The following is a 25,264-nucleotide window of genomic DNA, read 5'->3' on the forward strand; positions in this document are numbered from 1 at the left end:
GCTCCAGGTCGACGTCATGAAATTGCCTCTAAATCTTTAACTGTCTGAGTGAGACAAATCTTACAATTGAATTAAACTCAATTCAAATTTTCCATTGCGCAAACAAACAAGTAAATCTGCGACTTTGCTGCAATGCCCTGCCCCTCGTTTGTAAAAAAAAGCCCCGGACGCTATGCCGGGGCTTTTGGTGTTTTATGCTTTGGGTCAGTGCGCGGGGCTCTTGTCCCAGTCTTCCTGCTTGGGCAGGATCTCGAAGGTGTGCTCCGGCGGAGGCGACGGCAGGGTCCACTCCAGCGTGTCGGCATATTCGTTCCAGTAGTTGTTCTGGGTGATACGTGCTCCGCGTGTCAGCGCGAAGAACATGATGCCGAAGAACAGCAGGAACGAAGCGAACGAGATGAACGCGCCATAGGACGAGATCTTGTTCCAATAGGCGAAGGCTTCCGGATAGTCGATGTAACGACGCGGCATGCCCTGACGACCCAGGAAGTGCTGCGGGAAGAACGTCAGGTTTGCACCGATGAAGAACATCCAGAAGTGGATCTTGCCCCAGAACTCGGAATACTGACGGCCCGACATCTTGCCGAAGTAGAAGTAGACACCGGCAAAGATCGCAAACACGGCACCCAGCGACATCACGTAGTGGAAGTGCGCAACCACGTAGTAGGTGTCGTGGTACGCCCGGTCCACGCCCGCCTGCGACAGAACCACCCCGGTCACACCACCAACGGTGAACAGGAAGAGGAAGCCAAAGGCGAAAAGCATCGGGGTTTTGAACTCGATCGAGCCGCCCCACATGGTGGCGATCCACGAGAAGACCTTGACCCCTGTGGGCACCGCGATGACCATTGTGGCCAGCATGAAATAAGCTTGCTGGTTCAGCGACATGCCGACGGTGTACATGTGGTGCGCCCAAACGACGAAGCCCAGAACACCAATCGCGATGATCGCCCAGACCATCGGCAGGTAGCCGAAGACAGGCTTGCGCGAGAAGGTCGCGATGACGTGGCTGATGATGCCGAAACCAGGCAGGATCACGATGTACACTTCGGGGTGACCAAAGAACCAAAGGATGTGCTGGTACAGGATCGGGTCACCGCCACCGGCCGGATCAAAGAACGCAAAGCCAAAGTTGCGGTCCATCAGCAGCATGGTGATCGCGCCCGCCAGAACCGGCAGGGACAGCAGGATCAGCCACGAGGTGACAAAGATCGACCACGAGAACAGCGGCACCTTGAACAGGGTCATGCCGGGGGCACGCATGTTCAGGAAGGTGGTGATCATGTTGATCGCGCCCAGGATCGAGGAGGCGCCCGATACGTGAACAGCGAAGATTGCGAGGTCCATCGACATGCCACCTTCGGTGGTCGACAGCGGCGGATACAGAACCCAGCCAACACCCGAGCCCAACTGGTCGTTGCCGCCCGGTGTCAGCATCGAAGCGATACCCAGCGACGTACCGGCCACGTAGAGCCAGAACGACAGGTTGTTCATGCGCGGGAACGCCATGTCCGGTGCACCGATCTGCAACGGCATGAAGTAGTTGCCAAAACCACCAAACAGTGCCGGAATGACGACGAAGAACATCATCAGAACGCCGTGATAGGTGATCATCACGTTCCAAAGGTGACCGTTTGGCGTACAAACTTCGTCGCTTGCCAGGAAACGGGCGCCTTCGAGGCACATGTATTGAACGCCGGGCTCCATGAGCTCCAGTCGCATATAAACGGTCAGCATGACCGAGATCAGGCCTGCCAGGGCCGAGACGATCAGGTAGAGAATCCCGATGTCTTTGTGGTTGGTCGACATGAACCAGCGGGTAAAGAAACCGCGGTTGTCTTCATGCTCGTGACCATGAATGGCTGCGTCTGCCATTTAGGTGCCTCCTGTTGAAACTGCACGCGCAGCCGGACCTCTCCGGGCCGCGCGGATTCCTGCTGGTTTTAGAGTGCAGCGGGACCGCCTTCAATGGCGGAGTTTGATCTAGGTCAAGATAAATAGCCGCACCCCCCTTGAACAAAAGGAGCAAATGCCGCCGCCAGGCGCCGTTTCCGGGGCCGCGGGCGAACCGGCTTTCCCTTTGTCGGGTTGACCTTGGATCGCCTGGGGCGCAACAAACAGGACAGTCGCAGCATTTGAGGTCACCCATGACATACGATCCTGACAATATCTTTGCAAAGATCCTGCGCGAAGAGATCCCCTCGAACCGGGTTTACGAAGATGGGGAAACCTTGGCGTTCATGGACATCATGCCGCGGGCGGATGGGCATCTGCTGGTGATCCCCAAAACGCCCTGCCGCAACGTACTAGATGCGTCGCCCGAGCAACTGTCAGCGGTTATCGCCACCGTTCAAAAGTTGAGCCAAGCTGTCATGCAAGCCTTTGATGCCGATGGGGTGACCATCCAGCAGTTCAACGAGGCAGCGGGCGGGCAGGAGGTTTTTCACCTGCATTTCCACGTTTTGCCCCGTCACGAAGGCGTATCGGTACGCGCACCGGGGAAAATGGGGGATTTCGACCTGATCGCGCAACATGCAGACAAGATCAGAGAGGCTCTGGCCTGAAAAGAGCCCGGTTTCGTCAAGGCGCAACGACAAATTGCATCTGAAATAGAATTGCCGCCTCGGGATGGGATCCGAGGCGGCTTAACGTCCTAAAATGGCCAAAACAAGCCGGAGCTCGCCTTCGCCAGATTGCTAAAATGTACCACTCACTCACAGAACGGCCTGTTCAATCTGCATCAGACGCCGATGCGCGACATGACCCAAATGGGTCAAAGATCATCTTTGGTTAGCAAATTTGGCTGGAATTGTTGGCGTACTCACTTAATTTAGTGGGAATGGACCGGCTGGTTCGACAAAGAGACGCAGGGACAGAATTGAAGCACGCAGGCGAGATCACTCGGGATCAGGTTATCGCGGCCATCTATGAGACGGTGCTGCGACCTGAGCTGTATGAGGCGTTCATGCAGGCGTGGGAGGAGCACATCACTCAGATCCTGAGTGAACCGCAGGTTGCTTCACACCTGGACGGGCGCGATGTCCAGGGCGGGATGGAGATCGATCCCGAACTGCAGGCGCATTTTGCCCGTGCTCACGATATTCTGAATCAGATTGGCCGCAAGGTGCCAAGGACAGCGCTGCAAGATCGCATTGCTTCGGTCGACGGATTTGCATTGCTGGCCACGACTGACGGTCGAATAATTGCCCTGGGCAAGGGCGCAGGCGCGTTTTTTGATCAACGGACGTCGATAGATGCGTTGAACGACCGGCTGACCGCTGGTTCGGTCACCATGCTGGAAGAGTTGCGCCGCGCGGCGCATCAAGCAGATGGCGGGTCTGATGCGGTTGTTCTGACGACAGATGCCACACCCCGTCACCTGATTGCCCGAATCGTTGATGACAACGGCGAAGCGCGCCTTGTGATCGAAGGGCTGGATTACCGCTGGACAGGCGAGGCAGAGCAATTGCTGGTTACCTCCTTTGGTCTGTCCAAGGCAGAGGTCGACGTCGTGCGCAACCTCATGGCAGGGCGCAGCCTGCGGGAAATGGCGGCTCTGTCGGGGCGGTCCGAACACACCGTGCGCAACCAGGCAAAATCCGTTCTGTCAAAAACCGGGGCGCCCGGGCAGGTCGATCTGATCCGGCTTGTGGCCTTTTTGGTGGGCAGCGAAGGGCCAAGCATGGCCAGCCACCCTGGAGCCGTCGAATTGCACAGCGAGCTGCGCTCGATGGACACCGGGCTGCAAATGCAGCTGTTCCAGTGCGGGGATCCCAATGGGCAACCCGTGATCTATCTGCACGGTATGCTGGATGGGATGGCGCCGCTCCATCATCTGCAGACACAGGGATCGCTTCGGGGCTATCGGGTGATCGCACCCGTGCGCCCCGGATATGGTCAGTCCGAAACCGTAAGCAGCCCCGAAGAAGCCCTGAACTCGGGCGTGGCCCACATCAATGAATTGATTGCCTGTATGGGATTGGAGCAACCTGTCATCCTTGGCCATATGGCAGGTGCCCTGCATGGGCACGTGGCGTGCAGCAGCCTGCACGGGCGAGTGAAGGGGATGGTTGCCGTTGCCGGGGGCGGGCCGGTCCTGCGGATGAAACAGATCTCGAAAATGGCACCCCGCCAACGTGTGATGGCCTATACTGCGCGTTTCGCGCCTGCATTGCTGCCGTTTTTTGTGCGCGCCGGCATCGCATTGGTCGACAGTGACGACGTGCCCAAGTTCATGGACACACTTTATAAACCCGGCAGTCACGAACGGCAGGTCGTTGACCGTTTGGATCTGGCCGAGTTGATGTATGCCGGGTATCGGTTTGCGGCTCAGGCCGGGGCGGCGGGTTTTACCTCTGATGGGCATCTGATGGTTCGCAACTGGCTGGCCATGATTCAGGGGTCGACAACGCCTGTGCTGCATCTGCATGGCGCGCTGGATCCGGTCATCCCGGCGTGCGCGACCGAGCGGTTTGTCGGCGAACATGACAACATGTCCATGCGCCTGTTCAGGGACGCAGGCCAATTCCTGATCTATGAACGCCCCGAGGCGGTTCTGGCAGCAATCGATGATTTGGTCGCATTTGATGGGCAGGATGCCCAGGTTTTGGCCCTTGGGGCCTGAAGGCGCTGATTGGGGCTATGGCGGGATGGTCAGGATGCGTTCGTAAATATCTTTTCAAACGTCCGCTTCAACGCCAGATCCACATCATCCATCGTCACAGGTAGCCCCAAATCGACCAAGGATGTTACGCCGTATTCGGCGATCCCGCAGGGCACGATGCCGCTGAAATGTTCCAGATCAGGTTCAACGTTGATCGAGATGCCGTGAAAACTGACCCATTTTCGCAACCGAATGCCGATCGCCGCGATCTTGTCTTCAGCCTTGGCGCCCGAAACCGTCAACGGTTTGTCGTCCCGTTCGACCCAAACGCCGACACGACCCTCGCGAATTTCACCGCGCACATTGAATTCAGCCAAAGCCGAAATGACCCATTCTTCGAGCTGTTGCACGAATTTACGCACATCCCGGCCCCGTTCACCCACATTCAGCATCACATAAACAACTCGCTGACCGGGGCCATGATAGGTGTACTGCCCGCCGCGCTTGCTGACGTGGACCTCGAACCGGTCGGGGTCGGTCAGATCCTCAATCTTTGCTGATGTGCCAGCGGTATAGAGGGGCGGGTGCTCGACCAGCCAGATGCACTCATCTGCCGTCCCGGCCGCGATTTGCGCGGCGCGGTCTTCCATGAACTCTACGGCCGCCTGATAGCCGACCAACCCATCTGATGTGATCCATTCCATGGTGTGCTCTATATGCGGCGCGCGCAGGCAGGAAAAGGGGCGTCAGGCCGCTTCGGCCTCGCACCGGCGCAGCAACTGTTCGTAAGTGTCGACGCCTTGGGCCCCGGTCACAAGGTATTTGCCGCCAAAGACCATGGACGGCACACCCGAGATGCCGCGGCTGGTCCAGAACCCTTGTTTTTCACGCACGCTCTGCTGGCGCTCACCGCTGCTGAGCACGTGTTGTGCCGCCTGCTGATCCAGACCGACAGATCCGGCAATGTCGGCCAGAATCGTAGGGTCCGACACGTCCCGACCATGGGTGAAGTAAGCGTCAAACAGCGCCATCTTTAGCGGATGCTGCAATTGTCGCTCTTCGGCCCAATCCAACAGTTGATGCGCCTGAAAGGTATTCACCATGCGGCTGTCATCGGAAAAGTTGAAGGTGAACTCTAGTTCAGTCCCCAATGCGGTCAACCGATCACGCGCCTGCTGGCTCTGCTCAGGCGTGGAGCCATATTTTTCCATGATGTGCTCACGCAGGTTCTGGCCTTCGGGTGGCATGGTTGGGTTCAATTCAAAGGGATGCCAGCGGAGGTTTGCCAGAAACCCTGTGCGCGTCAGAGCCTGGTCCAACTGACGAAATCCCACGATGCACCAAGGGCACACGACGTCCGACACGATGTCAACTTGAACGATAGGGCGGGGCGTGTCAGCGGGCATGAGATCTTCCTCGTTTGGTGCACCCTAAAGGTGCGTGTCGGATTTGGATATTCAAGAGGCTGGTGGAGGCAGCCTCAGGGCTGGCACCCAAAATTTCGGCGACTGGTGTTATGCGGCAGCGCCGCTGTGACCATTGCGAAAATTTCTGCGCTTTTCCTCTTCACAATGGCAACGCTTCACGTTAGACCCCGCTCCACCAAGCCTGGACAGTGCGGTCGTGGCGGAATTGGTAGACGCGCAGCGTTGAGGTCGCTGTGGGGTAACACCCGTGGAAGTTCGAGTCTTCTCGACCGCACCAATCAACCCAATATCATACATGCTTTTCGGATGGCCGCTGGATACTGATCAAGCTCGGACCATCTTTGTGTCCCCACTTAAGACGGGTGGGTCGATACAAGAATACTCGCCTCTGACATGGCCGGAATGCGCAGATAGCAACCTTTGCAAAGTCTGGCGAACGGCCCATACGGGACCATCAAGACTCTTGCGGCGAATTGCTGGTTGGTTCCTAAAACTGCCGCATCATTATGAACTAAAAGACGCGGCTGCTGTTCTGTGCCTATACAGATGCCGGACGGCTGGCCCAACACCTTAACCATTAATCCAGCGTGTTCTTGTATATCACACCGTCTTTCATGATCAGATCCATCGCCGGGATCTCTCCGGGTTTGCGGTCTGGTGCTTCGAACAATTCTTTGCTGCCACCAATCAAAGTGATGTCTTCCAGCGGATTACCATCGATCAACAAGATGTCAGCATATGCGCCTTCCGCGATCACACCGAGGGAGCCGGCGGGATATGGGTTCTGGCCACCCGTGAGAGCGGCGAGATCGCCGCCGATTGAGGTCATGGATTTCAGCGTCTGCAAAGTACCAAACTTGTCGGCCCAAAACCAAATTTCGTGATCGCGGTTGCGGATCGCATTCGCTGGCGTAACTGTGACGGTATCTACGCCAAAGGTGGTCTTTTCCAAAAGCTTGGGAAATTTCAAAAGAATATCCGGAATCCGTGCCATTCCCTTGGCAACCAACAATGATTTTGCTTTGTTCACTGACGGCTCAGGCCCAAACGTGCGCTCGATTGCTTCGAGAGAAGAAACCGAGAGCTGCGGATTATAGAACACGCCTGCTTCGACCATCATTGCGGCTGTCTCCTCATCGAGAAACTGCCCGTGCATGATCTCTCCCAGGCCGAGGCGCAAACCGCGTTGAATATCGGGTGGGTTGTTCACATGCGCCGTTGCGTAGGTGCCCCAATCATTTGAAGCTCGGACCACGGCTGTCACTTCCTCGTCGGTGGCCTGTATCGTATGTAAGCCGTCCTTCGACGAGAAGACACCGCCGCTCATCATCATCTTGTTCAACACAGCCCCGTTCGCGAGGTTCTGTCGGGCGGCACTCAGCGATGCATCGTGCCCATCAACGACATATGCCAGACCAAGCTGCGCTACTTTTCCGGTGTTTCGGCTTTCGAGCGTGTTTTGACCCTTCAGTCTCCAGTCACCATGTCCGGAAGTCTGGCTGATCACGGCACCAGCGTGGTAAATCCGAGGGCCAATTGCAAAACCGCCGTCAATTGCGCGGCGAATCCCAACCTGCAAGGCACCGACGTCACGCACGGTCGTGAAGCCATCCATCAAGATACTTTGAGCCGTAAATGCTGCCATTGCCCCGACTTCTTGCCAGTCACGGTCTTCAAATGTATCGTAGCCACCGACCATATGTTGCATGTTCAGATGCACGTGACTCTCTATCAGCCCCGGCATCAATGTTCGGCCACCACCGTCGATGACCGTGGCATCCGGTGCATCAATGGCATCCGTTGACACGGCCTTGATCAAGTTACCTTCGACCAGAACGCTGGCGTTCTCTATTAGAGACTCGTTCACCCCATCAAAGACATTCACATTGGTGAACAACGTTTGCGCTGGTGTGTCCTGAGCGAACGCAAAGCTGGCAGAAAAGGTTACTGCCGCAGCTAACGCCGCAACCCCAGTCGTATATTTCGACAGAACTTTCATTGGCTTCCCCTGAGATGACCGAGAACGAAATTTGGATCTCTTCTCTAGGCAGAATGCCCGATACTTAAATGACTTACCTGACAGTTCGAGGCGAATCATTACGATTGTCGTTGCAAAATGTCAGGTTATTGCGGGTGCCCTCTCCATTTTCCTGACGATCCGTCTATACTCTTCAACGCGTGACAAGTGAGGGTGTTCTTGTGGCTGCAAATCATGATCGTAGTGACATACCGATGGTTCGGGCCACTGTATTGGCTCCTGTGGTTCAGGCGTTGAAGTCCCGCGGCGAAGACATTGACGTTTTTCTAGCGGCCTTTGATCTTTCCGTCGTGTCCATTACAGATCCGACGTCCTACATACGAAATGATATTGTCTATCGGGTGTACGCAGCGGCGGCTGAACTACGCAATGATCAGCGTTTCTGCACGTCCGTTGGTCGCAACATCAACCTTGCAGACTTCCTTCCGTTCGGCGCCGCCCTTGAGGAGGCCACGACAATTGGTGGGTTTATCTCTCGCTTCACCCAAGCTGTGGCCAGCGAGACGAACTCCATCTCTCAGAGCCTGTTCGTCGAAGACACCACGGCCTATTTTAGCGCCAAACGTAAGTTTGTACCAACCGTGTCACCGGCCCACATCGACGGCTTCATGATTGGGATTTGGATCACATTCTTGCATGAAGCGCTGGATTTCCGCTGGGATCCGGCTTCGGTGTTGGTCAGGATGTGCGATCCGGCTGTTCTACCGCAAGAGTTTCACGGCATCCGGGCGATCAAGAGCAATGACCGGGGCTTTTCCATTCGGTTTCCTGCTGCATGGTTAACGATTCCGCTGAATGGGGTCTTAGCGCCCGAAGACACGGATGATTTAGTCGGCCCGCAGCTGGATATGCTCGCCCCGAAGGGGTTTGTGGAGGCCATTCGTGCAATACTAGAAAAGCACATTAGCGAGAGTAACCTGAGCGTGGAAACAGCGGCAGAGCTGTGCGGGTTTTCAAAATCTGCTCTTGCACGAAGATTGGCCAAATTTGATACGACCATTGTCGAAATTCTTACGGGCTTGAAAATGGAGGCCGCTAAGGGCGCATTGGCCAACTCCAACGCTTCAATCCAGAGCATTGCGCTAAGTTTAGGCTATTCAGACGCGACAGCGTTCAGCAGGGCGTTCCGAAAACGTACTGGGCTATCTCCCCGAGCCTACCGGCAATCGGCTAGTTAACGGAACAATCACAATGATTGAGATCATCAAGGTTTTACTGACTGCTTTCTTTCTGTTTGCAAGTTCGATCAAGATATTCGGCTGGCACGACAAGATATTCCAGGTCCAGCTCGAGATGTTCAAAAGCTACGGCCTGAACCGAAGCATTATGCGATTGGTGGGCATGGTTGAGCTGTTCGGAGCACTCGCAATCTGGTCTTCGGGTACACTCCTCACGCCACTTGGGGCAATGGCGCTGCTGGCGACTTCGATTGGGGCCGTCGGGTGCCATTTGATCTTTGACACCTGGAAACAGGGTGTGCCAGCCATGATAACTGGTACGCTGTCCGCCGTCATCTTTTGGAACAGTAAGGAACTGATTTTAGGGCTGCTTTAACTGGTATTCCAAACCGAAAGCCGCCATTTGTTTAACTTGCTGCGAATGACTGGAATCCGCCCGGCGTGCAGATCGGCCATGTCTGCTTTGGGCTGGGGGCAGCCATCCGTAGGGGATGGCGGCGATGTGCAGATAGCAACCTTTGCAAAGTTTAGCGAACGACCCGAAGGGGCCATCTGTTTCCAGGGAGGCGGAGGGCACCTCGCATGTTGAAAGGGCGCAGAGCGGTCATTCTTCGCAAGTGCGAAGCCGTTGAGGATCCTGAGGAATACTGACCTTCAGACCGACCTAGAAACCCTGAACAAAAGATGCTTTTCAATCGTCTCCGAGATGAAAAGTTCCGTGGGACCTTTGCTCAAATTCGAGAAACTCTCGCGCGATGGCCTGCGTTGCAGTCCGAAGAATTCGACTGCCGTCTTCCGGCGTCGCCAAAGCAGAATGGGAGCCGACCCTACCGTCGGGGAACATTTCCCGATGTTCATCCGGGGGGCCGTGGCGGTCTCCGCTATGCGCAAGGAGATACTCCTTTGTCAGCTTTGTTGGTGGTTCACAGGCATCATCCCATGGCAGGGCTCCCAGCAGGGACTGTGTGATTGCGATTTCCGACGGGGTTGCGTGCATGCCCTCCCAATCGCCGTAAAGATCGCGGCGGAGGCTGTTGACCTCCTCCGGCTCCCACCAACTGCGGATTATCATCTGTTCGGGTTCGCGGGTGGCTGCGATGTTGCGCAAGGGCGCTATATTGGCGCCGTGGCCGTTGACGACGAACACGCCCAGAAACCCCTGATCCAGGAGGCCAGAGATAACGGCGTCGGCATGGGGCTGGAAAATCTCGACCGGCATTGAGACTGTGCCGGGAAAAGCGGTGTTGAACGGAGCCGGAGTATAGGCCAGTGGTGGTGCGACAATGGCGTTGCAGATCTCGGCAGCCTGCAGGGCCACCGCTTCTGCGCAAATCGTGTCGGTTCCAATCCGTCCCATGGGTCCATGTTGCTCGGTCGAGCCAACCGGTAACATGATCGCGGCCCCTTTGCGGATCCGGTTGTCGACCTCTCGCCATGTCATATGTTCGAGCTTCATGCGTGTTCCTTAAAGTTTTCTGGGGGCACGGATCTGAGCATCGCTTTCCCTTTTGCATTTGGGGCGGTACGCTATCTCTATGGAAGATTCATTGCCCATTGAATTAGAGAAACCACCTCTGGACCACTTGATTGGCGCTGCTGTTAAGGCGCATCGCGTTTTGGCGGGACTGACTCTGGCAGAGTTGTCGGCCAAGGCCAAAGTTTCGCCCGCGATGATTTCCAAAATCGAACGGGGCCAGGTTTCGGCCTCGCTCAACTCTCTGGAAGCGTTGGCGCAGGCGACGGGTGTCCCGCTGATCAATTTCTTTGCCGGTACGGTTGAGCGCACGGATGTGTCCTTTGTCGCCGCGGGTGAGGGAATGACAGTGCAGCGGTTGGGCAGTGGCTTTGGCCATATCTACAAGCTGATCGGAAGGGCCGAATCCGGCCATGTGAATTTCGAGACCTTCAATGTGACGCTTGAGGGCCCGTTGTCGCCGCGCCCGCTCTATCAGCATGAGGGGATCGAGTTCGTGCATGTAACCGATGGCGAGATGATTTATCGCTGTGGCGAAGGTGTCTATCACATGCGTCCCGGTGACAGTCTGAGTTATGATGCCAGTACCGCCCACGGGGCGGTGGAGCTTAAAACCAACAAGGTGAGTTTTATCACTCTGGTAGCCAAGGCAGTAGCCTGACAGCAGTGGCCTGAGAAAAACCCGCCCCAATATGGGACGGGCCAGAACGGCAAGCGGATCGGATCACAGACCCCATTTCGCTTTGATGTTCTCAAAGAAACCTTGTGCTTTTTTCACTTTGACCCAGTTGTTCACGTAGTTGATCCAGACCTGATCGGACTGGGGCAGCAGCATGGCGATGGGCGAGGGTGAGCGCGGGCCGGTTCCGTTGACGCGGACCACAGGGAACTTCGCCTCAAGCGTGGAGCCTTCGATGTTCGAAGTGATGAAGACATCCGCGCGTCCGGCCAGAACCTCTTGGAAACCACGGGCAGGGGCCTCAACCACTTTGATGTCGGCATTCGGGAACCACTCGCGCACGCGCTTCTCGAAAGTGGTGCCAAGGGTGGTGGCGACCTTTACGCCGGGCTGGTTGATCGAGTCGTACCCGTCAAAGCGATCTGCCTTGTCCTTGGTGGTAAAAGGGTAGAGTTCGACCGAGATGTAGCTTTCGGAGAAACCAGCGACTTTCATGCGCGGAGGCGAGATCGAGGCGGAACCGGTCATGTGATACTTGCCCGCGACCACGCCGTTGACCAGTGTTTTCCAATCCGTGGGCACGAACTCGACTTCAACGCCCAGATCCTTGGCCAGCTCGGTCATGATATCGATATCAAATCCCTTATAGCTGTTGGTCGCCGGATCGCGCAGCGTCATCGGGTTCCAGTCCCCGGTGGTGCCCACCTTGAGAACACCGCCGTCAAGGATCTCGTTCAGGGCGGATTGTGCGGTGGCGGCCCCAGCAAGTGCCAGGCTGACGGCGGCCGCGGCGGCGACTTTGAGTGCACGTTTCATTGTGTTTCTCCCGTTGGTGGTTCTTGGACTGCCTTCGATTTGAAGCATTTTTGATACTTGATTTAACGCCAAGAGCGACGTTAATCTCAAGAAAAAAATTTCTTCTGAGGAAAATTTAGTGCCAGGAGGAGCCTAGCCAGTGAGCGAAACGGCAATCGAACTTGTGGATGTCAACAAGTGGTATGGCACGTTCCATGTCCTTAAAGACATCAATTTATCCGTGCAGACCGGTGAAAAGGTCGTGATTTGTGGCCCCTCGGGCTCGGGGAAATCGACAGTGGTCCGCTGCATCAACAGGCTGGAGGAGCACCAAAAGGGTACGATCCGGGTCGATGGGATCGAGTTGACCAATGATCCGAACTCTGTGGCTGCGATTCGCTCGGAGGTGGGTATGGTGTTTCAGCAGTTCAACCTGTTTCCGCATCTGACCGTGCTGGAGAACCTGATGCTTGGGCCGATCAAGGCGCGGGGCATTTCAAAATCCGAAGCCGAAGCCAAAGCGATGCACTATCTCGAGCGTGTGCACATCCCGGATCAGGCGTTGAAACGCCCTGGACAGCTGTCTGGCGGCCAGCAACAGCGGGTGGCGATTGCCCGGTCGCTGTGCATGGAACCAAAGGTGCTGTTGTTTGATGAGCCGACCTCGGCGCTGGACCCCGAGATGATCTCGGAGGTGCTGGAGGTGATGGTCGAACTGGCACAGGAAGGTATGACCATGGTTGTCGTGACCCATGAGATGGGATTTGCCCGCAAGGTTGCAGACAACATGATTTTCATGGATGCGGGCGAGATCGTCGAACAGGGCACACCGGATGAGTTCTTTGGCTCGCCCAGATCACCCCGCTGCCAGAAATTCCTCAGCCAGATCCTAGAGCATTGATAAGGGGCGCGACGATGAAGAAACTTCTGGTTCTGATGGTGCCGTTCCTGGTGTTGACGGGCTGTTCCAGCTCCTCCACCTGGGGCTGGTATGTGATCAACCCGATGACGGCCTCGGGCTGGATCAATGTGAAATTCCTGATCTCGGGCATGGGCGATACCATCCTGATTTCGGTGATTGCGGCGGTGATTTCAATTGTGCTGGGGCTGATCGTGGCCTTGCCGGGGTTGGCCAAAAGTCGCTGGTGGCGGTTGGTGAACCGAGTCTACGTCGAGCTTGTCCGATCGATCCCGCTGCTCCCGATGTTGTTCTGGGTCTTCTACGGGCTGCCGATCATCTTTCGTGAGATGGGAATGAGCGTACCGATTGATCCCTTCTGGGGCGCAATCATTACCCTGGCCCTGTCGGACAGCGCCTTTACCGCCGAAATCTATCGCGCAGGCATCCAGTCGATTGCCAAAGGACAGACCGAAGCCGCGCAGACCATCGGTTTGAACTACCTGCAAACCATGCGCTACGTCATCCTGCCACAGGCCATCCGGCGCATTCTGCCTCCGCTGGCTAATCAGTTTATCTACATCGTCAAGATGAGCGCCTTTGCCAGTGTCATCGGCATGCAGGAACTGACGCGACGCGCCAATGAGCTGGTGGTGACAGAATACCGCCCGCTGGAAATCTATTCATTGCTGATCCTCGAATATCTGATCCTCGTGCTGATCATCAGCGCAGGCGTGCGCTGGCTGGAGCGGCGCATGGGTTCGGACGAGCGCGGCTAAAGGAGACAAGACATGGATTGGGACAACTTCATGGCCGAAATCGAGGCCGACATCGGAACCTTTTCCAAGGAGGTGCCCGAGACTGTCAAGGGCTTTGGCATCATGGGCAAGGCCGCAAAGACCAATGGCGCGCTCAGCGAAAAGACCAAGGAGATCATGGCCCTGGGGATCGCGATTGCGACCCGTTGCGACAGCTGTATCGGGTTTCACGTACGCTCTCTGGTTCGGCTTGGGATCACCCGTGAGGAACTCTGCGAGGCGCTGGCCATGGCCACTTATATGGGGGGCGGGCCCTCCTATGCCTATAGCGCCAAGGCGCTGAAGGCCTTTGACGTCTTCTCTGGGCAGGGGTGAGCGATGCGACCTGACCTGATAGGAGCTGAGGGCTATATACGCGACTGCTGGTATGTTGCCGGGCGAAGCGAGGATTTCGGCCGCGAGTTGAGCGCGGTGCGGATGCTGGACGAAGAGATCGTGATCTACCGCGACACCAAGGGTAAGGCGATCGCCTTGGAGGATGCCTGTCCGCATCGCAAACTCCCCCTGTCGCGCGGCACGATCGAAGGTGACCACGTGGTCTGTGGCTATCATGGGCTGACCTTTGATTGCAGTGGCGAATGCGTGATTGCGCCAACGCAGTTGGACAACCCGCCACGCCGCGCCGCGGTGCATTCCTATGCAGCCGAAGATCGCTGGGGCTTTCTGTGGCTCTGGATGGGGGATCCAGACAAAGCGGACCGGGATAAGATCATCGACATCCCGAATTTTGACAATCCAACCTGGGGCAAAACCGCCAAAGGCGCGATGGAGATGGCCTGCCACTATCTTTATATCACCGACAACCTGCTGGATCCGAGTCACGTGGCCTGGGTGCATCTGACCTCTTTCGCGGGGGCAGGGACCGACAGCCATCCGCTGGACCTGGAGGTGTTCGACACCGGGGTGGTGGTGTCCCGCTGGATATATGACGAGCCGCCCGCACCCTACTATAAACCCATGCTGCCTTTTGGTCCGAACTGTGACCGCAAGCAGCATTACGAATGTCGACTTCCCTCTACCGCGATCAATATGTCGGTCTATGCGCCAGTGGGCGAAGGCGGGCCGGACAAACCGATCTCACCTAATGCTCTGGTGAATATCTCGTACAATTTCATCACGCCGGTGGACGGTGAAAACTCGCGCTATTTCTGGTTTCAACACCGCAATATGCATGCCGAGGATAGCGAGCTATCCGAGCGCATGTTCCAGGGCGCGATCATGGCATTCACCGAGGACAAGGACGTGTTGGAATACGTGCAAACCGGCATGGCACGGCGCAAGACGCCTTATCTCAACCTTGGGCTGGATGCAGGGGCGATGCGGTTCCGTTCGCGCGTGGCCAATGCAATTTTGGCGGAAGAGTCGTAGAGACGAGGACTGCAACCGCAGTGGGCCAGAAAACTGGCCTGCCGCGCGGACCTTAGACAGCGCCCATAAGGCGCCCGTTGGAGCCTTGGCCCACCTCCTGGGCTGGGGCGTTGAACACGGCTTGCATACAGGGGTATCGAGCAAGGATCGCCGCACCACCTGGAACGCATTTGGGGTCAAAGACGCCCTCCTTCCAGACCGCGACCCCATCGATGGTAATCGTGGGATCCAACACATTCAGCGAAATCTCTCCTGGGGCGTAATGCCCGCAGGTGTGAAAATGCATCAGGCGGGGATTGCCAAAGGCGCTGCCGCTCCAGCGCTCGAAGTTTTCGGCGGCTGGCATAGGATAGGCGCAGCCGGGATGGATCCCAGCATGCCAGGAATGCATGGTGAGAGGGTCGAGGTCGAACATTTTCCCAACCTTTTCATAATGCATCTGGGCGCAATGCACGTCCATCTCATGACCGCTGAAATGTGTCAGGCGGGTGTTGTCGAAGTGAACGGCCAGCGGTTCACGCAAGTCACAGCCATAAGGGTCATAAAATTTCGACCCGGTGCCGACCAAGAACCCATCCTGCATCACTACCCCAGAGAAACCATTGGCAGGCACCGGCGCAAAGATCGACATGGGAAACCGGGTGACGCTGACATCCGCTGCACCCGCCAGGGGATAGGCAGCACCGGGGCCGGAAAAATTGGTACCCAGCGGACAGGTCACGCGAATTTCATTGGCCCCGGCGTACAAGGCGTTGACTGCGTTCTTCAATGCGACAAAGCCAGCGTAATCCGCACGACCAAAGCCCGAGGCCAGCATCTCGGCGTCTAGCGCATAAGACATGATCGGGCGGATGCCCGCCATCGAGGCGTCAAAGCGAATCTGATCACCAGTACGAGATAGGAAGATGGTGCAATCTGTCTGTTTCATTGCTGCAACCAGATCAGCGGAAATCGCACCGCCCATCGGGGCAAAGGGCACTGTGCGCAAATCGGTTTGCATGTCAAGCTCACGGGCGGTTTCGACCACGGCATCCACAATCCCTTGATCGTAATAGCCATTATCTGGCTCTTCTTGCAGAACAAGCAGCCGGTCGCCTGCAGCCAGCCCGGCGCAGGTGATAAGCAGGTTCTCAGCTCCAAGACGCAATTCAGACCGCAGCATGACTTTATTCCCCGCAAAGGTAACTCTTCGCCGCGACATTAGCGCTGGTTGCGCCCGTCGATCTACAAAAATTTCTCCTGAGTTGAAAATTTGACTGTCAGTAACATTGCTTTTCAATTTAAGTTGGCATGGCAGAACAGGAGACAACTATGAGCGCATGGATTGATATGGTGCCCGACGAAGAGGCCACAGGACGTCTGAAGGAACTCTTGGACAAGGCACGTACGCCGCATGGCACGGTCGATACCGTGATGCGGGTACACTCGCTACGGCCTGAAACCATGAACGGGCATGTGACGCTCTATCGCTCGGTGCTGCATTCGAAAGACAACGTGCTGCCCTTCTGGTTCCTCGAAGTTGTGGCGAGCTATACCTCGATCCTCAACGACTGCACCTATTCGTTGACCCATCACTTTATGAACGTTCGTAATCTCATTCAGGACCAGCCGCGCAGCGATCGGATTTTCCTCGCGCTCAAGGCGCAGCGGCCAGAGGATGAGTTCGAGGGCAAAGAGCTGGCGTTGTTGCGCTATGCGGCCAAGCTGACCACCGATGTGGGCAAGCTGATCAAGTCTGATTTCGAAGCGCTGAAGATCGTGGGATGCAGTGATGGTGAGATACTCGAAGTCAATCAGGTCTGCGCCTATTTTAACTACTCCAACAGGCTTCTTAACGGGTTGGGGGCGACAACAGACAATGACGTGATCGGCTACTACAAGGGTGGCGAGAACGACAGCTGATGATCTGAAAAAAGGGGCGCAGAGCCTTGTCGTATCGCCCCAGTGCTAACTTTTAGAGCAGGGCCGCAGCCCGTGATCGAGTGCAGAACGGTGGGAATGTACCGCCTGGATTTTTTCGATGCTCACAAGTGCCGCGCGGTGGACCAATAGAAGCGTTGACGGGCCGCGCCGCTTCCCCCCTTGCGTCTTGCCCGCAATAGTTTTCGTGGTTTGAGCTTGCTGCATCCTCTGCAAGGCTTCGTTGGATAAACCGGTTTGTCCACAGCCTCGGCATGCAGTGCGCCATCCCGGGACAAGAGAAAGATCTGGCTTTGGTGAATAATTAAATGACTTATCATGTTAAATAATGATATGTCATGTATATGAGCGATTCTACTGATCTCCAGTTGACCGAAGGTGGCGCCTCGGGCGCACGAGTGCCGCTTTCAGATTTGCGACCAGAAGATTTCCCGAAGGGGATGAGTGTTCTGGCTGTGTCTGTGTTCCGCCTTTCACGATTGCTCAAGGCTCAGGTCACAAGGGTCGTATCTCAGGACAAGGACATAAACCTTGTTTCTTGGCGTATTCTTGTGGGGCTCAGGGCGACCTCGTCCGCCACGCAAAGAGAGCTTGTGGATTTCACCAAAGCCGAGCAGGCGCAGTTGAGCCGGGTTCTTAGGCAGATGGAGGAGCGCGGGCTGATCGAAGCCAAGCCAGACCCCAATGACCGCCGTGCACGTGTGTTCACAATGACGGCAAAAGGAAAAGAGAAGTTTCAGGCATTGCTGCCGTTTGTTGCGGATTTTGCCGACGCGGTCGACACCGCGCTCGACGATGTCGAGAAACGGCAATTTTTCGAGATGTGCGAGAAAATCGCACATGCTTCGCGAGTAGCCGGGAAGGTCCGGCAATAACCGGTGCCTTGTGACCTGTGTCACCGTCACCAATCACCCTTTGGGAGGAAAAGGATGAGACTTAAGACGAAAATTCTGGCGCTTGGTGCCAGCATCATGATGGCCCTCGCCGCGCCTGTTGCGGCGTCCGACTGGAAACCCAACGGCCCGCTGACAATTCAGATCGGCTTTGGCGCAGGGGGATCAACCGATACGATGGGGCGGGTTCTGGCGCAGGTGATGAAGGAAAACACCGGCTGGAACATCGTAGTCGAAAACAAGCCCGGCGGTGGCGGTGTTGCCATGTTCACGGGTGTGTCGCAACGCCCGGCAAACGGCAGTGTCATCGGCATGGGCGTGAGCATCCCTGTGCTGGTGCAACTGGTAAACCGCGGCGATCAGCTGCCTTTTGATCTGGAGAGCTTTGATTACCTCGGCACGGTCGCCAAGGCCGAGCTTGCCCTTGTGGCCAGCAAGGACGCACCCTTTGATGATCTTGCGGGCATGATCGAATATGCCAAATCGCAGGGCACGCTGCCCGTTGCGACAATGGCCCCGCCGCAGGTTCTGTTGATGAAGCAGGCGATGGCCAAATCGGGGGCCGAGTTCAATCTGGTCACCGCTGATGGGGGCGCCGAGGTGATGAAGCTTATCCTGGGGGGGCAGGTGTTGGCAGGCTTTGGTTCGGGTGAACATTATCCCTATTTGGAATCCGGTGACATGAAGGTCATCGCGGGCGCCAACCAGTCGCGCCTAAGCTACGCGCCCGATGCGAAAACCTTCATCGAATCCGGGGTCGAGGCCTATGTTGACCCGGTGTTCTTCCTTGCCATGCGTTCTGGCACGGACCCGGCCGCAGTCGAAGCCATTGCGACGGCAATAGATGAGGCCACCAAAGCGCCCGAGTTTGCGGAAATTGTCCGCAACGCGGTCAAAGGTGACCCGATCAACATGGGGCCGGACGGCACGCGCCAGATGATGGAGGACGGCTTGGCAAACGCCAAGGTCCTGTTCGCAAAGTAAGCAGTGCCACCCGCATCGCCCTGCGGTGGGGGACGCCTTGGGAGGGGTAGAATGTCACATTCAGCGGACCGCGCGTCCGGTCTCTTTTTCTTGCTGTTTGGGTTGGCGATGTATTTCTACGTCAACCCCACCTACATCGAGACCGTGGACAGCGGGAACATTGCGCCCGCGACCATGCCCAACATCGTCTCGATCGTAATTGCGATCTGCGGGGCTGTCCTGATCTTCAGGCCAACCACTCAGCAGGTGCGCGATCCCGCTCTGATCTTCAAAACCGGTCTCTATGTCGTGGTGCTGGTCGCAGGTCTCTACGCGATGTCCTGGTTCGGGTTCGAATATGTTGCCCCCGTGCTGGCGCTGATCCTCATGCTGTTGATTGGCGAGCGCCGTCCCCTTTGGATTGGTCTGGGCGTTGTCGTCATGCCGGTCACGATCTGGTTCCTGGTGACGCAGGTTCTTGAACGTGCTTTGCCTTAAGGAAACACGGGAATGGTTGATTTTGCGACGATCCTCGCTGGTTTCGGAGATGCCTTCACGCTCTATAATCTGGCCTTTGTTCTGGCTGGCGTGGTTTTGGGGCAATTTGTTGGGGCGGTCCCCGGTATCGGGCCCATCATGGCGATGGCGATTGCAATTCCGTTCACCTTTGGTCTGGACCCGCTGCCGGCAATTGCCTTTCTGGTGGGCGTCAACAAGGGCGGGTTGGTTGGCGGGGCTGTCCCTGCGGTGCTGATGAACACGCCCGGCACGCCGGACGCAGCCGCCACCGCGATGGACGGCCATCCACTTGCAAAACAGGGCAAGCCCCTGAAGGCCACCAAGATGGCGCTGTTCTCGTCCATCACAGGCGACACCTTCAGCGACATCGTGTTGATCACCGTATCCGCACCGCTGGCCATTCTCGCGCTCAGGATGGGCCCTATCGAGGTCGTCGCCCTGATGATCTTTGCCTTCTCCATCCTGGCGGGGCTGATCGGCAACTCCTTGACCAAGGGCATCATCGCCGCCGCGCTTGGCCTGTTGTTCGCATCCGTCGGGCAAGACCCCGAGAATTTCACACCGCGCCTGATCTTTGGCTATTGGGACGTCTTTGACGGTCTGCCGCTGCCGTCGGTGGCAATTGGCATGCTGGCGATCTCGGAGATCCTGCACCGCATGTCGCTGGCGCATGGCAATGTCCAATCCGCGATTGTGACCAAGGACACCGGAAACCCCGATGATCGGCGCGTGACGTGGGCAGAATATTGGTCTTGCCGCTTCACCATGCTGCGCGGTGCCACAATCGGCACCATCCTGGGGGCGATGCCCGGGATCGGTTCGACCGCAGCTGCGTTTATGTCTTACGCCATGACCAAGGCTGCATCGAAAGAGCCCGAGACTTTTGGCAAAGGCAACCTTCATGGGATCGCGGCGTCTGAATCGGCCAATTCGGCGGTTGTCGGCTCGAACCTCATCCCTTTGCTGACCCTGGGCATTCCCGGATCGGTGGGCGCCGCGTTGATCATCAGCGCCTTCATGATCCACGGGATGCAGCCCGGCCCTCTGCTGTTCGAAAACCAGGGGCGTCTGGTTTACGGTCTCTTTGGTGCGATGATCATGGCCAACTTTGTGAACCTCTGGGTGGGGCAGGTGGGTTTGCGCCTGTGGGTCAAGGTGATCTCGGCCCCGGAATCGATCATCTTCACCTCGGCCATCCTGTTGTGCATTGTCGGCGTCTCAATGGCGACCAGCGGTCTCTTTGGAGTGGCGATCATGCTGATCTTTGCGGTGCTGGGGTATCTGATGGCGAGCTTTGGCTATTCGCTGGTGATCTTCATCATTGCCTTTTTTCTGGGGCCACGGTTCGAGAAATCAATCGCGCAATCGCTGGCCCTGACCAATGGGGATCTGACCCAGGTCCTGAAAAGTCCGGTGGCTGTTGGTCTGCTGGTCCTCTCGGTGATCTCGGTGGTTTGGTTCCTGCGCAAGAACGCGCAAGCAGAACGCGCGTGGCAAAGCTGAGTTCAAATCAAAACACACCCTTCCCGCCTGTGGAAAAGCTTCGAAGGATCCCAGATGGCCAAGCGTCCCAATTTTCTGTTCTTCATCACCGACCAACAGCGTGCCGATTGGCTGGGATGTATGGGACATCCTGTTGTCCGGACCCCCAACATTGACGCGCTGGCGGCGCGCGGGACGATATTTGACGATTTCCACGTGGCCGCGCCCATCTGCATGCCCAACCGGGCCTCATTGTTGACCGGGCGCATGCCCAGTGTGCATGGGTTGCGCTACAACGGGTTGGCGTTGCCGGATACGGCCAACACCTTCGTTGATGTTCTGGCGGCTGACGGATATCGCACCGCATCAATCGGCAAGAACCATCTGCAACCTTTCCTGGATGTTCCCTCCGACCGGGCGGGGGAGACGGACCACAAGTTGATTCCCGAGGCGTGGAAGCCCGATCCGGCGACCTATGTCGAAGAGCAACCTGCAAACTACACCGCAACAGCGCCCTACGGGATGAAGCTGCCGTACTATGGTTTTCAGCACGTCGAGATGGTGACCGGGCACGGTGACCGTTGCGGCGGGCACTATCAACAATGGTTCCGTGATCGCTGTCCCGATTGGCAAGCGCTCAGCGATCCCAAGAACGAGTTGCCGCACAGCTATACCTGTCCGCAGGCCTATCGCACACCCATCCCCGAGGAATTTTATCCAACAACCTGGATCGCGGATCGGGCCATCGACTATGTCAAGGACGCGGCCGGGGAGGAGGATCCGTTCTTTGCCTTCGTGTCCTTCCCGGATCCGCATCACCCGTTCAACCCGCCCGGAAAGTACTGGGACATGTATTCCCCGGATCAGTTCGAGGTGGGCCTGCCGTATGAGGCGCATCAGAACCCGACACCGCCGATGCGACACCTGACCGAGATGTGGGAGCAGGGTGTTGTGTCCAGAAACAAGCAGGCCGCATTCCGAGCCGACCCGCAGCACATCCGCGAGGCCATGGCGCTGACGGCGGGAATGATCACGATGATCGACGATCAGATCGGGCGCGTCATCGAGGCATTGAAGGTTTCGGGGCAGTTGGAAAACACCGTGATCGTCTTCACCTCGGACCATGGGGAATACTTGGGTGATTTTGGTTTGCTTCTGAAAGGGGCATTGCCCTTTCGATCTGTGACCCGGGTGCCGATGATCTGGGCCGATCCGGATTTGGGGCAGGGGCGGTCGGGGGCCTTGACCTCGACCATCGATTTGTCGGCCACCATTCTCGAACGCGCTGGGCTTGAACCTTATAACGGCATTCAGGGGCAGAGCTTTCTGGGATGTATCGGCACCCAAGCCGCGCATCGCCGGGATCTGTTCATGGAATACAACGACAGCGGACCACGCCTTGGGTTCAATCCTCCGGCCCGAATGAGAAGTCTACGGAACAAGCATTGGCGCTTCACCACGTATGGAGGACATGATTGGGGTGAGCTTTATGACCTCAAAGCGGACCCGTGTGAGACGCGAAACCTGTGGGACGACCCCAGATACGCCTCGGCCAAAGCAGAGATGTCGATGCGTTTGATACAACATCTGACAGCCCAAATGGACGAAAGCCCGCTGGCCCAAAAACTGGCCTGACGTTTGAAACACCCGCTTGGGGCCACAGTGGTTTTGCCCAAGAAAGGCGATGAAACTTTCTGGTTTGCGCCGTTTCGCCGAAATGCGGACACCCTGTAGGAAGCCCGTACCGAGCAACGCGCTCGGCAGCTGAAGCGATGCTTTGAAACAGTCGTGTAGGCCAAGATGAAAGGCTGGTTAACGGCCATGCAAAACGGCCGCACTGTCAATTCAATGCGGCCGTTTCAGAGGAGCGGTCTTTTCCCGTGCTCAAGGCGATCTCGTTGCTCGGTTTCTGGTGCCGTCAGCCCGGGTGAACGGTTTGCTTAACCGCCGTTCGAGTTCGCCAACGCGGGCTGGGCAAAGTCATTGGCTTGAGGCGTCAGATCTTTCGCACCGGTGCCAGGCATCAATTCGAACCCAAGATCGAATTGATCCAGTGTGGATGCCAACTGCGCGACCACATCTGCGTTGCCTTGGGATTGGGCCGTGCCGTCCGCCAGCATATCAACCAGCTTACGCTCGCCTGTCATGACCTTTTCAAGATCGGCCCGATTCAACGAGATCGACAAATCCGCGTCTGGGGCTGTTCGGTCAACGATATGTGTCAGCGTGGCATTGCTCATTTCAACCACGATGTTTTCCTCGCGATCCGGGATGGCCAGGTTGATGGTGAATTCCAGATCGGCCGCCTTTGCGCTGTTGACGCGAATGGCGATGAAATCCAGCCACATCGATGTTTCCATGGCGCGAATGGTGTCAGGGCCGGTGGTTTCGATGGTCGCGCCCTGCGGGATGCCGTTGCGCAGTTCATAGGCCGCCCCCAGGAACGAGTTGCGAACAGAGGGGCTTTCTTTCTGATATCCAATCTGCTCGAACGCGTCAGCCAGCAGATCCTTGGCTTTCTGGTTGTCGGGTTCGGCGTAGACCAGTTTGTTCAGAATTTCGGTCGCGTGCAGGTATTGGCCAGCATCAAACAGATCTTGCCCTTTGTTCAAGATCGGCTCTGCTCCGCCCATCATTTCCACGAACAGGGGGGCGCTGTCCTTTGGTGACAAAGGTGTCAGAGTTGTCGGGTTGGCGTCCCAATACCCAAGATACCGGTTGATCACCGCCCGGCTGTTGTGTTCGACCGAGCCATGATAGCTGCGCGCCGCCCACTGCTCTTGCAGGCTTTCAGGGACTTCATAGACGTTGTGGACCTCGTTGATGGTCACGCCCTTGTTGGCCAGGTTCAATACACCGTTGTTGAGGTTGGCATAGGTATCGCGCTGTGCCCGCATCACTTCCTGAATGCGGTCATTGCCGAACCGTGGCCAGGAGTGCGAAGCAAACATCAGCTCAGCCTCCTGGCCGAACTCGTACAACGCATCGTTGATGTGCTTAGACCAGCTTAGCGCATCGCGGACCAGGGCACCGCGCAGGGTATAGATGTTGTGGATCGTGCCTGTGATGTTTTCCGCTGCCCAGAATGCCTTGAGGTCCGGGAAATAGGTGTTCATTTCCGCCGGCGCCTCGGTGCCGGGCGTGTTCTGAAAGATCATGCGCACGCCGTCGATGGTGATCTCTTCATAGTCGTCCGAGACGTAGCGGGTCGGTTCGATCAGCCCGGTGGTACCGGCCGAGATGTTCTTGCCGATCGATTGGTCCACGTGTCCATGTGGGTCGCGGGGCAACAGCACTCCGTATTGGAAGAACAGGCGGCGGTTCATCACATTGCCTGCATAAACGTTTTCGGACACCGCATGTTCCATGAAGCCTTCGGGCGCGATAACCTCGACACCTTCGGCCACATCTTCGTCGGTGATGACGCCCCGCACACCGCCATAATGGTCCGCGTGCGAATGCGAATAGACCACCACCTTGACCGGCAATTCACCCACGGTGTCGTTCAGCAGCTTCAATGCGGCGGCGGCGGTTTCCTTTGAAGCCAGCGGATCGAACACGATCCAACCGGTTTCACCGCGAATGAATGAGATGTTCGACAGATCGAACCCGCGCACCTGATAGATCTGCCCTTCCAGGATCTCGAACAGGCCGTAGTTCATGTTCAGGATCGCCTGACGCTGCAGAGAGGGGTGGATCGAGTCGAACTCCTGTCCTTCTTGCATGAGAAAGTCGTAGCTGCCGATGTCCCACGCAACCGTTCCGTCTTCGGTCTTGATCTGGCGAAAGTCGGGGACTGCAATCAGGCCTTTGCGGCTTTCTTCAAAATCGCGCTCGTCTTCAAAGGGCAGCGAGTCGCGCAATTGCTTTTGGAACTCGACGGTGAATTCCGAAGGCATTTTGCCTTTGGGATCAAAGTGCTCCTGCGCGACTACGGGACCTACGGTCAGTATCGATAGTGCGGTGGTCAGAAATAGAGAGTGTAGGCGTGCCATGAGCATGCGGCTCCTGTCGAAAAAATTCTGGTAACGAAGTCGACAAGGAAGCAGCGGGAAACCAGGTTACGAGGAAAAACATGGTTGGTCGCCTGGGCTGACATTACTTGAATGCAAAAGCCGTTTCCTTGACGCTCCGGCGCTTGCCAGCGCGGCAAAGTGCTTGCTCGTGTTACTGCAAGAATTGCGTCAGGGAAGTGCGAACATGTTGCCA

Annotated in this window: 23 protein-coding genes and 1 tRNA gene; 16 read left to right on the forward strand and 8 right to left on the reverse strand. The window is 56.8% G+C overall.

Going from position 1 to position 25,264, the window contains the following annotated elements; all coding sequences use genetic code 11:
- Nucleotides 1-204 precede the first annotated feature (204 nt).
- Complete coding sequence (gene ctaD, locus TRL7639_RS16140; RefSeq protein WP_085796869.1) at nucleotides 205-1,875, reverse strand: cytochrome c oxidase subunit I; 1,671 nt, start codon at nucleotides 1,873-1,875, stop codon at nucleotides 205-207.
- A 272-nt stretch (nucleotides 1,876-2,147) separates the two neighbouring features.
- Between ctaD and TRL7639_RS16145 the strand changes: the two genes are divergently transcribed.
- Nucleotides 2,148-2,564 (forward strand): HIT family protein, encoded by a 417-nt coding sequence (locus TRL7639_RS16145; protein WP_085796870.1) that lies wholly within the window; start codon nucleotides 2,148-2,150, stop codon nucleotides 2,562-2,564.
- A 275-nt stretch (nucleotides 2,565-2,839) separates the two neighbouring features.
- Complete coding sequence (locus tag TRL7639_RS16150; protein WP_085796871.1) at nucleotides 2,840-4,624, forward strand: bifunctional helix-turn-helix transcriptional regulator/alpha/beta hydrolase; 1,785 nt, start codon at nucleotides 2,840-2,842, stop codon at nucleotides 4,622-4,624.
- A gap of 29 nt (nucleotides 4,625-4,653) precedes the next feature.
- Here TRL7639_RS16150 and lipB read toward each other — a convergent pair whose 3' ends face one another.
- Nucleotides 4,654-5,307: a lipoyl(octanoyl) transferase LipB gene (gene lipB / locus TRL7639_RS16155; protein ID WP_085796872.1), complete on the reverse strand. Its 654-nt coding sequence runs from the start codon at nucleotides 5,305-5,307 to the stop codon at nucleotides 4,654-4,656.
- Nucleotides 5,308-5,349: 42 nt separating this feature from the next.
- Nucleotides 5,350-6,009 (reverse strand): DsbA family oxidoreductase, encoded by a 660-nt coding sequence (locus TRL7639_RS16160; protein ID WP_085796873.1) that lies wholly within the window; start codon nucleotides 6,007-6,009, stop codon nucleotides 5,350-5,352.
- Nucleotides 6,010-6,220: 211 nt separating this feature from the next.
- Between TRL7639_RS16160 and TRL7639_RS16165 the strand changes: the two genes are divergently transcribed.
- A tRNA-Leu gene (locus TRL7639_RS16165) sits at nucleotides 6,221-6,307 on the forward strand.
- Between the two features lie 300 nt (nucleotides 6,308-6,607).
- On the opposite strand, the gene TRL7639_RS16170 is transcribed toward TRL7639_RS16165, so the two are convergent.
- Entirely contained in the window at nucleotides 6,608-8,029 is a 1,422-nt protein-coding gene (locus TRL7639_RS16170) for an amidohydrolase family protein (RefSeq protein ID WP_164618642.1), read from the reverse strand.
- A 233-nt stretch (nucleotides 8,030-8,262) separates the two neighbouring features.
- Here TRL7639_RS16170 and TRL7639_RS16175 point away from each other — a divergent pair, with 233 nt between their 5' ends.
- Together TRL7639_RS16175 and TRL7639_RS16180 are read left to right on the forward strand one after the other, a co-directional pair.
- On the forward strand, nucleotides 8,263-9,246 hold the full coding sequence (locus TRL7639_RS16175) for an AraC family transcriptional regulator (RefSeq protein ID WP_085796875.1): 984 nt from the start codon (nucleotides 8,263-8,265) through the stop codon (nucleotides 9,244-9,246).
- 13 nt (nucleotides 9,247-9,259) lie between these two features.
- Entirely contained in the window at nucleotides 9,260-9,622 is a 363-nt protein-coding gene (locus TRL7639_RS16180; RefSeq protein ID WP_085796876.1) for a DoxX family protein, read from the forward strand.
- Nucleotides 9,623-9,937: 315 nt separating this feature from the next.
- Here TRL7639_RS16180 and TRL7639_RS16185 read toward each other — a convergent pair whose 3' ends face one another.
- The gene (locus tag TRL7639_RS16185; protein ID WP_085796877.1) at nucleotides 9,938-10,702 is read right to left on the reverse strand and encodes a creatininase family protein; all 765 of its coding nucleotides are present in this window, start codon (nucleotides 10,700-10,702) and stop codon (nucleotides 9,938-9,940) included.
- 91 nt (nucleotides 10,703-10,793) lie between these two features.
- On the opposite strand from TRL7639_RS16185, the gene TRL7639_RS16190 reads away from it, so the two are divergent.
- Nucleotides 10,794-11,381 (forward strand): helix-turn-helix domain-containing protein, encoded by a 588-nt coding sequence (locus TRL7639_RS16190; protein ID WP_165759830.1) that lies wholly within the window; start codon nucleotides 10,794-10,796, stop codon nucleotides 11,379-11,381.
- A 63-nt stretch (nucleotides 11,382-11,444) separates the two neighbouring features.
- Here TRL7639_RS16190 and TRL7639_RS16195 read toward each other — a convergent pair whose 3' ends face one another.
- Entirely contained in the window at nucleotides 11,445-12,215 is a 771-nt protein-coding gene (locus tag TRL7639_RS16195) for a transporter substrate-binding domain-containing protein (protein ID WP_110647157.1), read from the reverse strand.
- Between the two features lie 139 nt (nucleotides 12,216-12,354).
- On the opposite strand from TRL7639_RS16195, the gene TRL7639_RS16200 reads away from it, so the two are divergent.
- Genes TRL7639_RS16200 through TRL7639_RS16215 form a run of 4 tightly spaced genes read left to right on the forward strand, consistent with a single transcriptional unit; the run spans nucleotide 12,355 to nucleotide 15,278 of the window.
- On the forward strand, nucleotides 12,355-13,095 hold the full coding sequence (locus TRL7639_RS16200; protein ID WP_085796880.1) for an amino acid ABC transporter ATP-binding protein: 741 nt from the start codon (nucleotides 12,355-12,357) through the stop codon (nucleotides 13,093-13,095).
- Nucleotides 13,096-13,109: 14 nt separating this feature from the next.
- A complete protein-coding gene (locus TRL7639_RS16205) occupies nucleotides 13,110-13,871 on the forward strand; it encodes an amino acid ABC transporter permease (protein WP_085796881.1) in 762 nt (253 codons plus the stop codon).
- A 12-nt stretch (nucleotides 13,872-13,883) separates the two neighbouring features.
- Complete coding sequence (locus TRL7639_RS16210) at nucleotides 13,884-14,225, forward strand: carboxymuconolactone decarboxylase family protein (RefSeq protein WP_085796882.1); 342 nt, start codon at nucleotides 13,884-13,886, stop codon at nucleotides 14,223-14,225.
- Between the two features lie 3 nt (nucleotides 14,226-14,228).
- Entirely contained in the window at nucleotides 14,229-15,278 is a 1,050-nt protein-coding gene (locus tag TRL7639_RS16215) for an aromatic ring-hydroxylating dioxygenase subunit alpha (RefSeq protein ID WP_085796883.1), read from the forward strand.
- A 52-nt stretch (nucleotides 15,279-15,330) separates the two neighbouring features.
- Here TRL7639_RS16215 and TRL7639_RS16220 read toward each other — a convergent pair whose 3' ends face one another.
- Nucleotides 15,331-16,440 (reverse strand): hypothetical protein, encoded by a 1,110-nt coding sequence (locus tag TRL7639_RS16220; RefSeq protein ID WP_085796884.1) that lies wholly within the window; start codon nucleotides 16,438-16,440, stop codon nucleotides 15,331-15,333.
- Nucleotides 16,441-16,589: 149 nt separating this feature from the next.
- Between TRL7639_RS16220 and TRL7639_RS16225 the strand changes: the two genes are divergently transcribed.
- The 6 genes from TRL7639_RS16225 to TRL7639_RS16250 all read left to right on the forward strand — a co-directional run bounded on the left by TRL7639_RS16225 (nucleotide 16,590) and on the right by TRL7639_RS16250 (nucleotide 22,690).
- Entirely contained in the window at nucleotides 16,590-17,180 is a 591-nt protein-coding gene (locus TRL7639_RS16225; protein ID WP_085796885.1) for a carboxymuconolactone decarboxylase family protein, read from the forward strand.
- A gap of 362 nt (nucleotides 17,181-17,542) precedes the next feature.
- A complete protein-coding gene (locus tag TRL7639_RS16230; protein ID WP_165759831.1) occupies nucleotides 17,543-18,073 on the forward strand; it encodes a MarR family winged helix-turn-helix transcriptional regulator in 531 nt (176 codons plus the stop codon).
- Nucleotides 18,074-18,127: 54 nt separating this feature from the next.
- On the forward strand, nucleotides 18,128-19,075 hold the full coding sequence (locus tag TRL7639_RS16235; protein WP_085796887.1) for a Bug family tripartite tricarboxylate transporter substrate binding protein: 948 nt from the start codon (nucleotides 18,128-18,130) through the stop codon (nucleotides 19,073-19,075).
- A gap of 51 nt (nucleotides 19,076-19,126) precedes the next feature.
- A complete protein-coding gene (locus TRL7639_RS16240) occupies nucleotides 19,127-19,552 on the forward strand; it encodes a tripartite tricarboxylate transporter TctB family protein (protein WP_085796888.1) in 426 nt (141 codons plus the stop codon).
- 12 nt (nucleotides 19,553-19,564) lie between these two features.
- Nucleotides 19,565-21,076, forward strand: coding sequence for a tripartite tricarboxylate transporter permease (locus TRL7639_RS16245; protein WP_085796889.1), 1,512 nt, complete (start codon nucleotides 19,565-19,567; stop codon nucleotides 21,074-21,076).
- Between the two features lie 54 nt (nucleotides 21,077-21,130).
- Nucleotides 21,131-22,690 carry a sulfatase family protein gene (locus TRL7639_RS16250; RefSeq protein WP_085796890.1) on the forward strand — a complete coding sequence of 520 codons (1,560 nt, stop codon included), beginning with the start codon at nucleotides 21,131-21,133 and terminating at the stop codon, nucleotides 22,688-22,690.
- Nucleotides 22,691-22,995: 305 nt separating this feature from the next.
- Here TRL7639_RS16250 and TRL7639_RS16255 read toward each other — a convergent pair whose 3' ends face one another.
- Complete coding sequence (locus TRL7639_RS16255; RefSeq protein WP_235820413.1) at nucleotides 22,996-25,050, reverse strand: alkyl/aryl-sulfatase; 2,055 nt, start codon at nucleotides 25,048-25,050, stop codon at nucleotides 22,996-22,998.
- Nucleotides 25,051-25,264: the final 214 nt, after the last annotated feature.

This window comes from Falsiruegeria litorea R37 (genome assembly GCF_900172225.1).
Taxonomy (GTDB): domain Bacteria; phylum Pseudomonadota; class Alphaproteobacteria; order Rhodobacterales; family Rhodobacteraceae; genus Falsiruegeria; species Falsiruegeria litorea.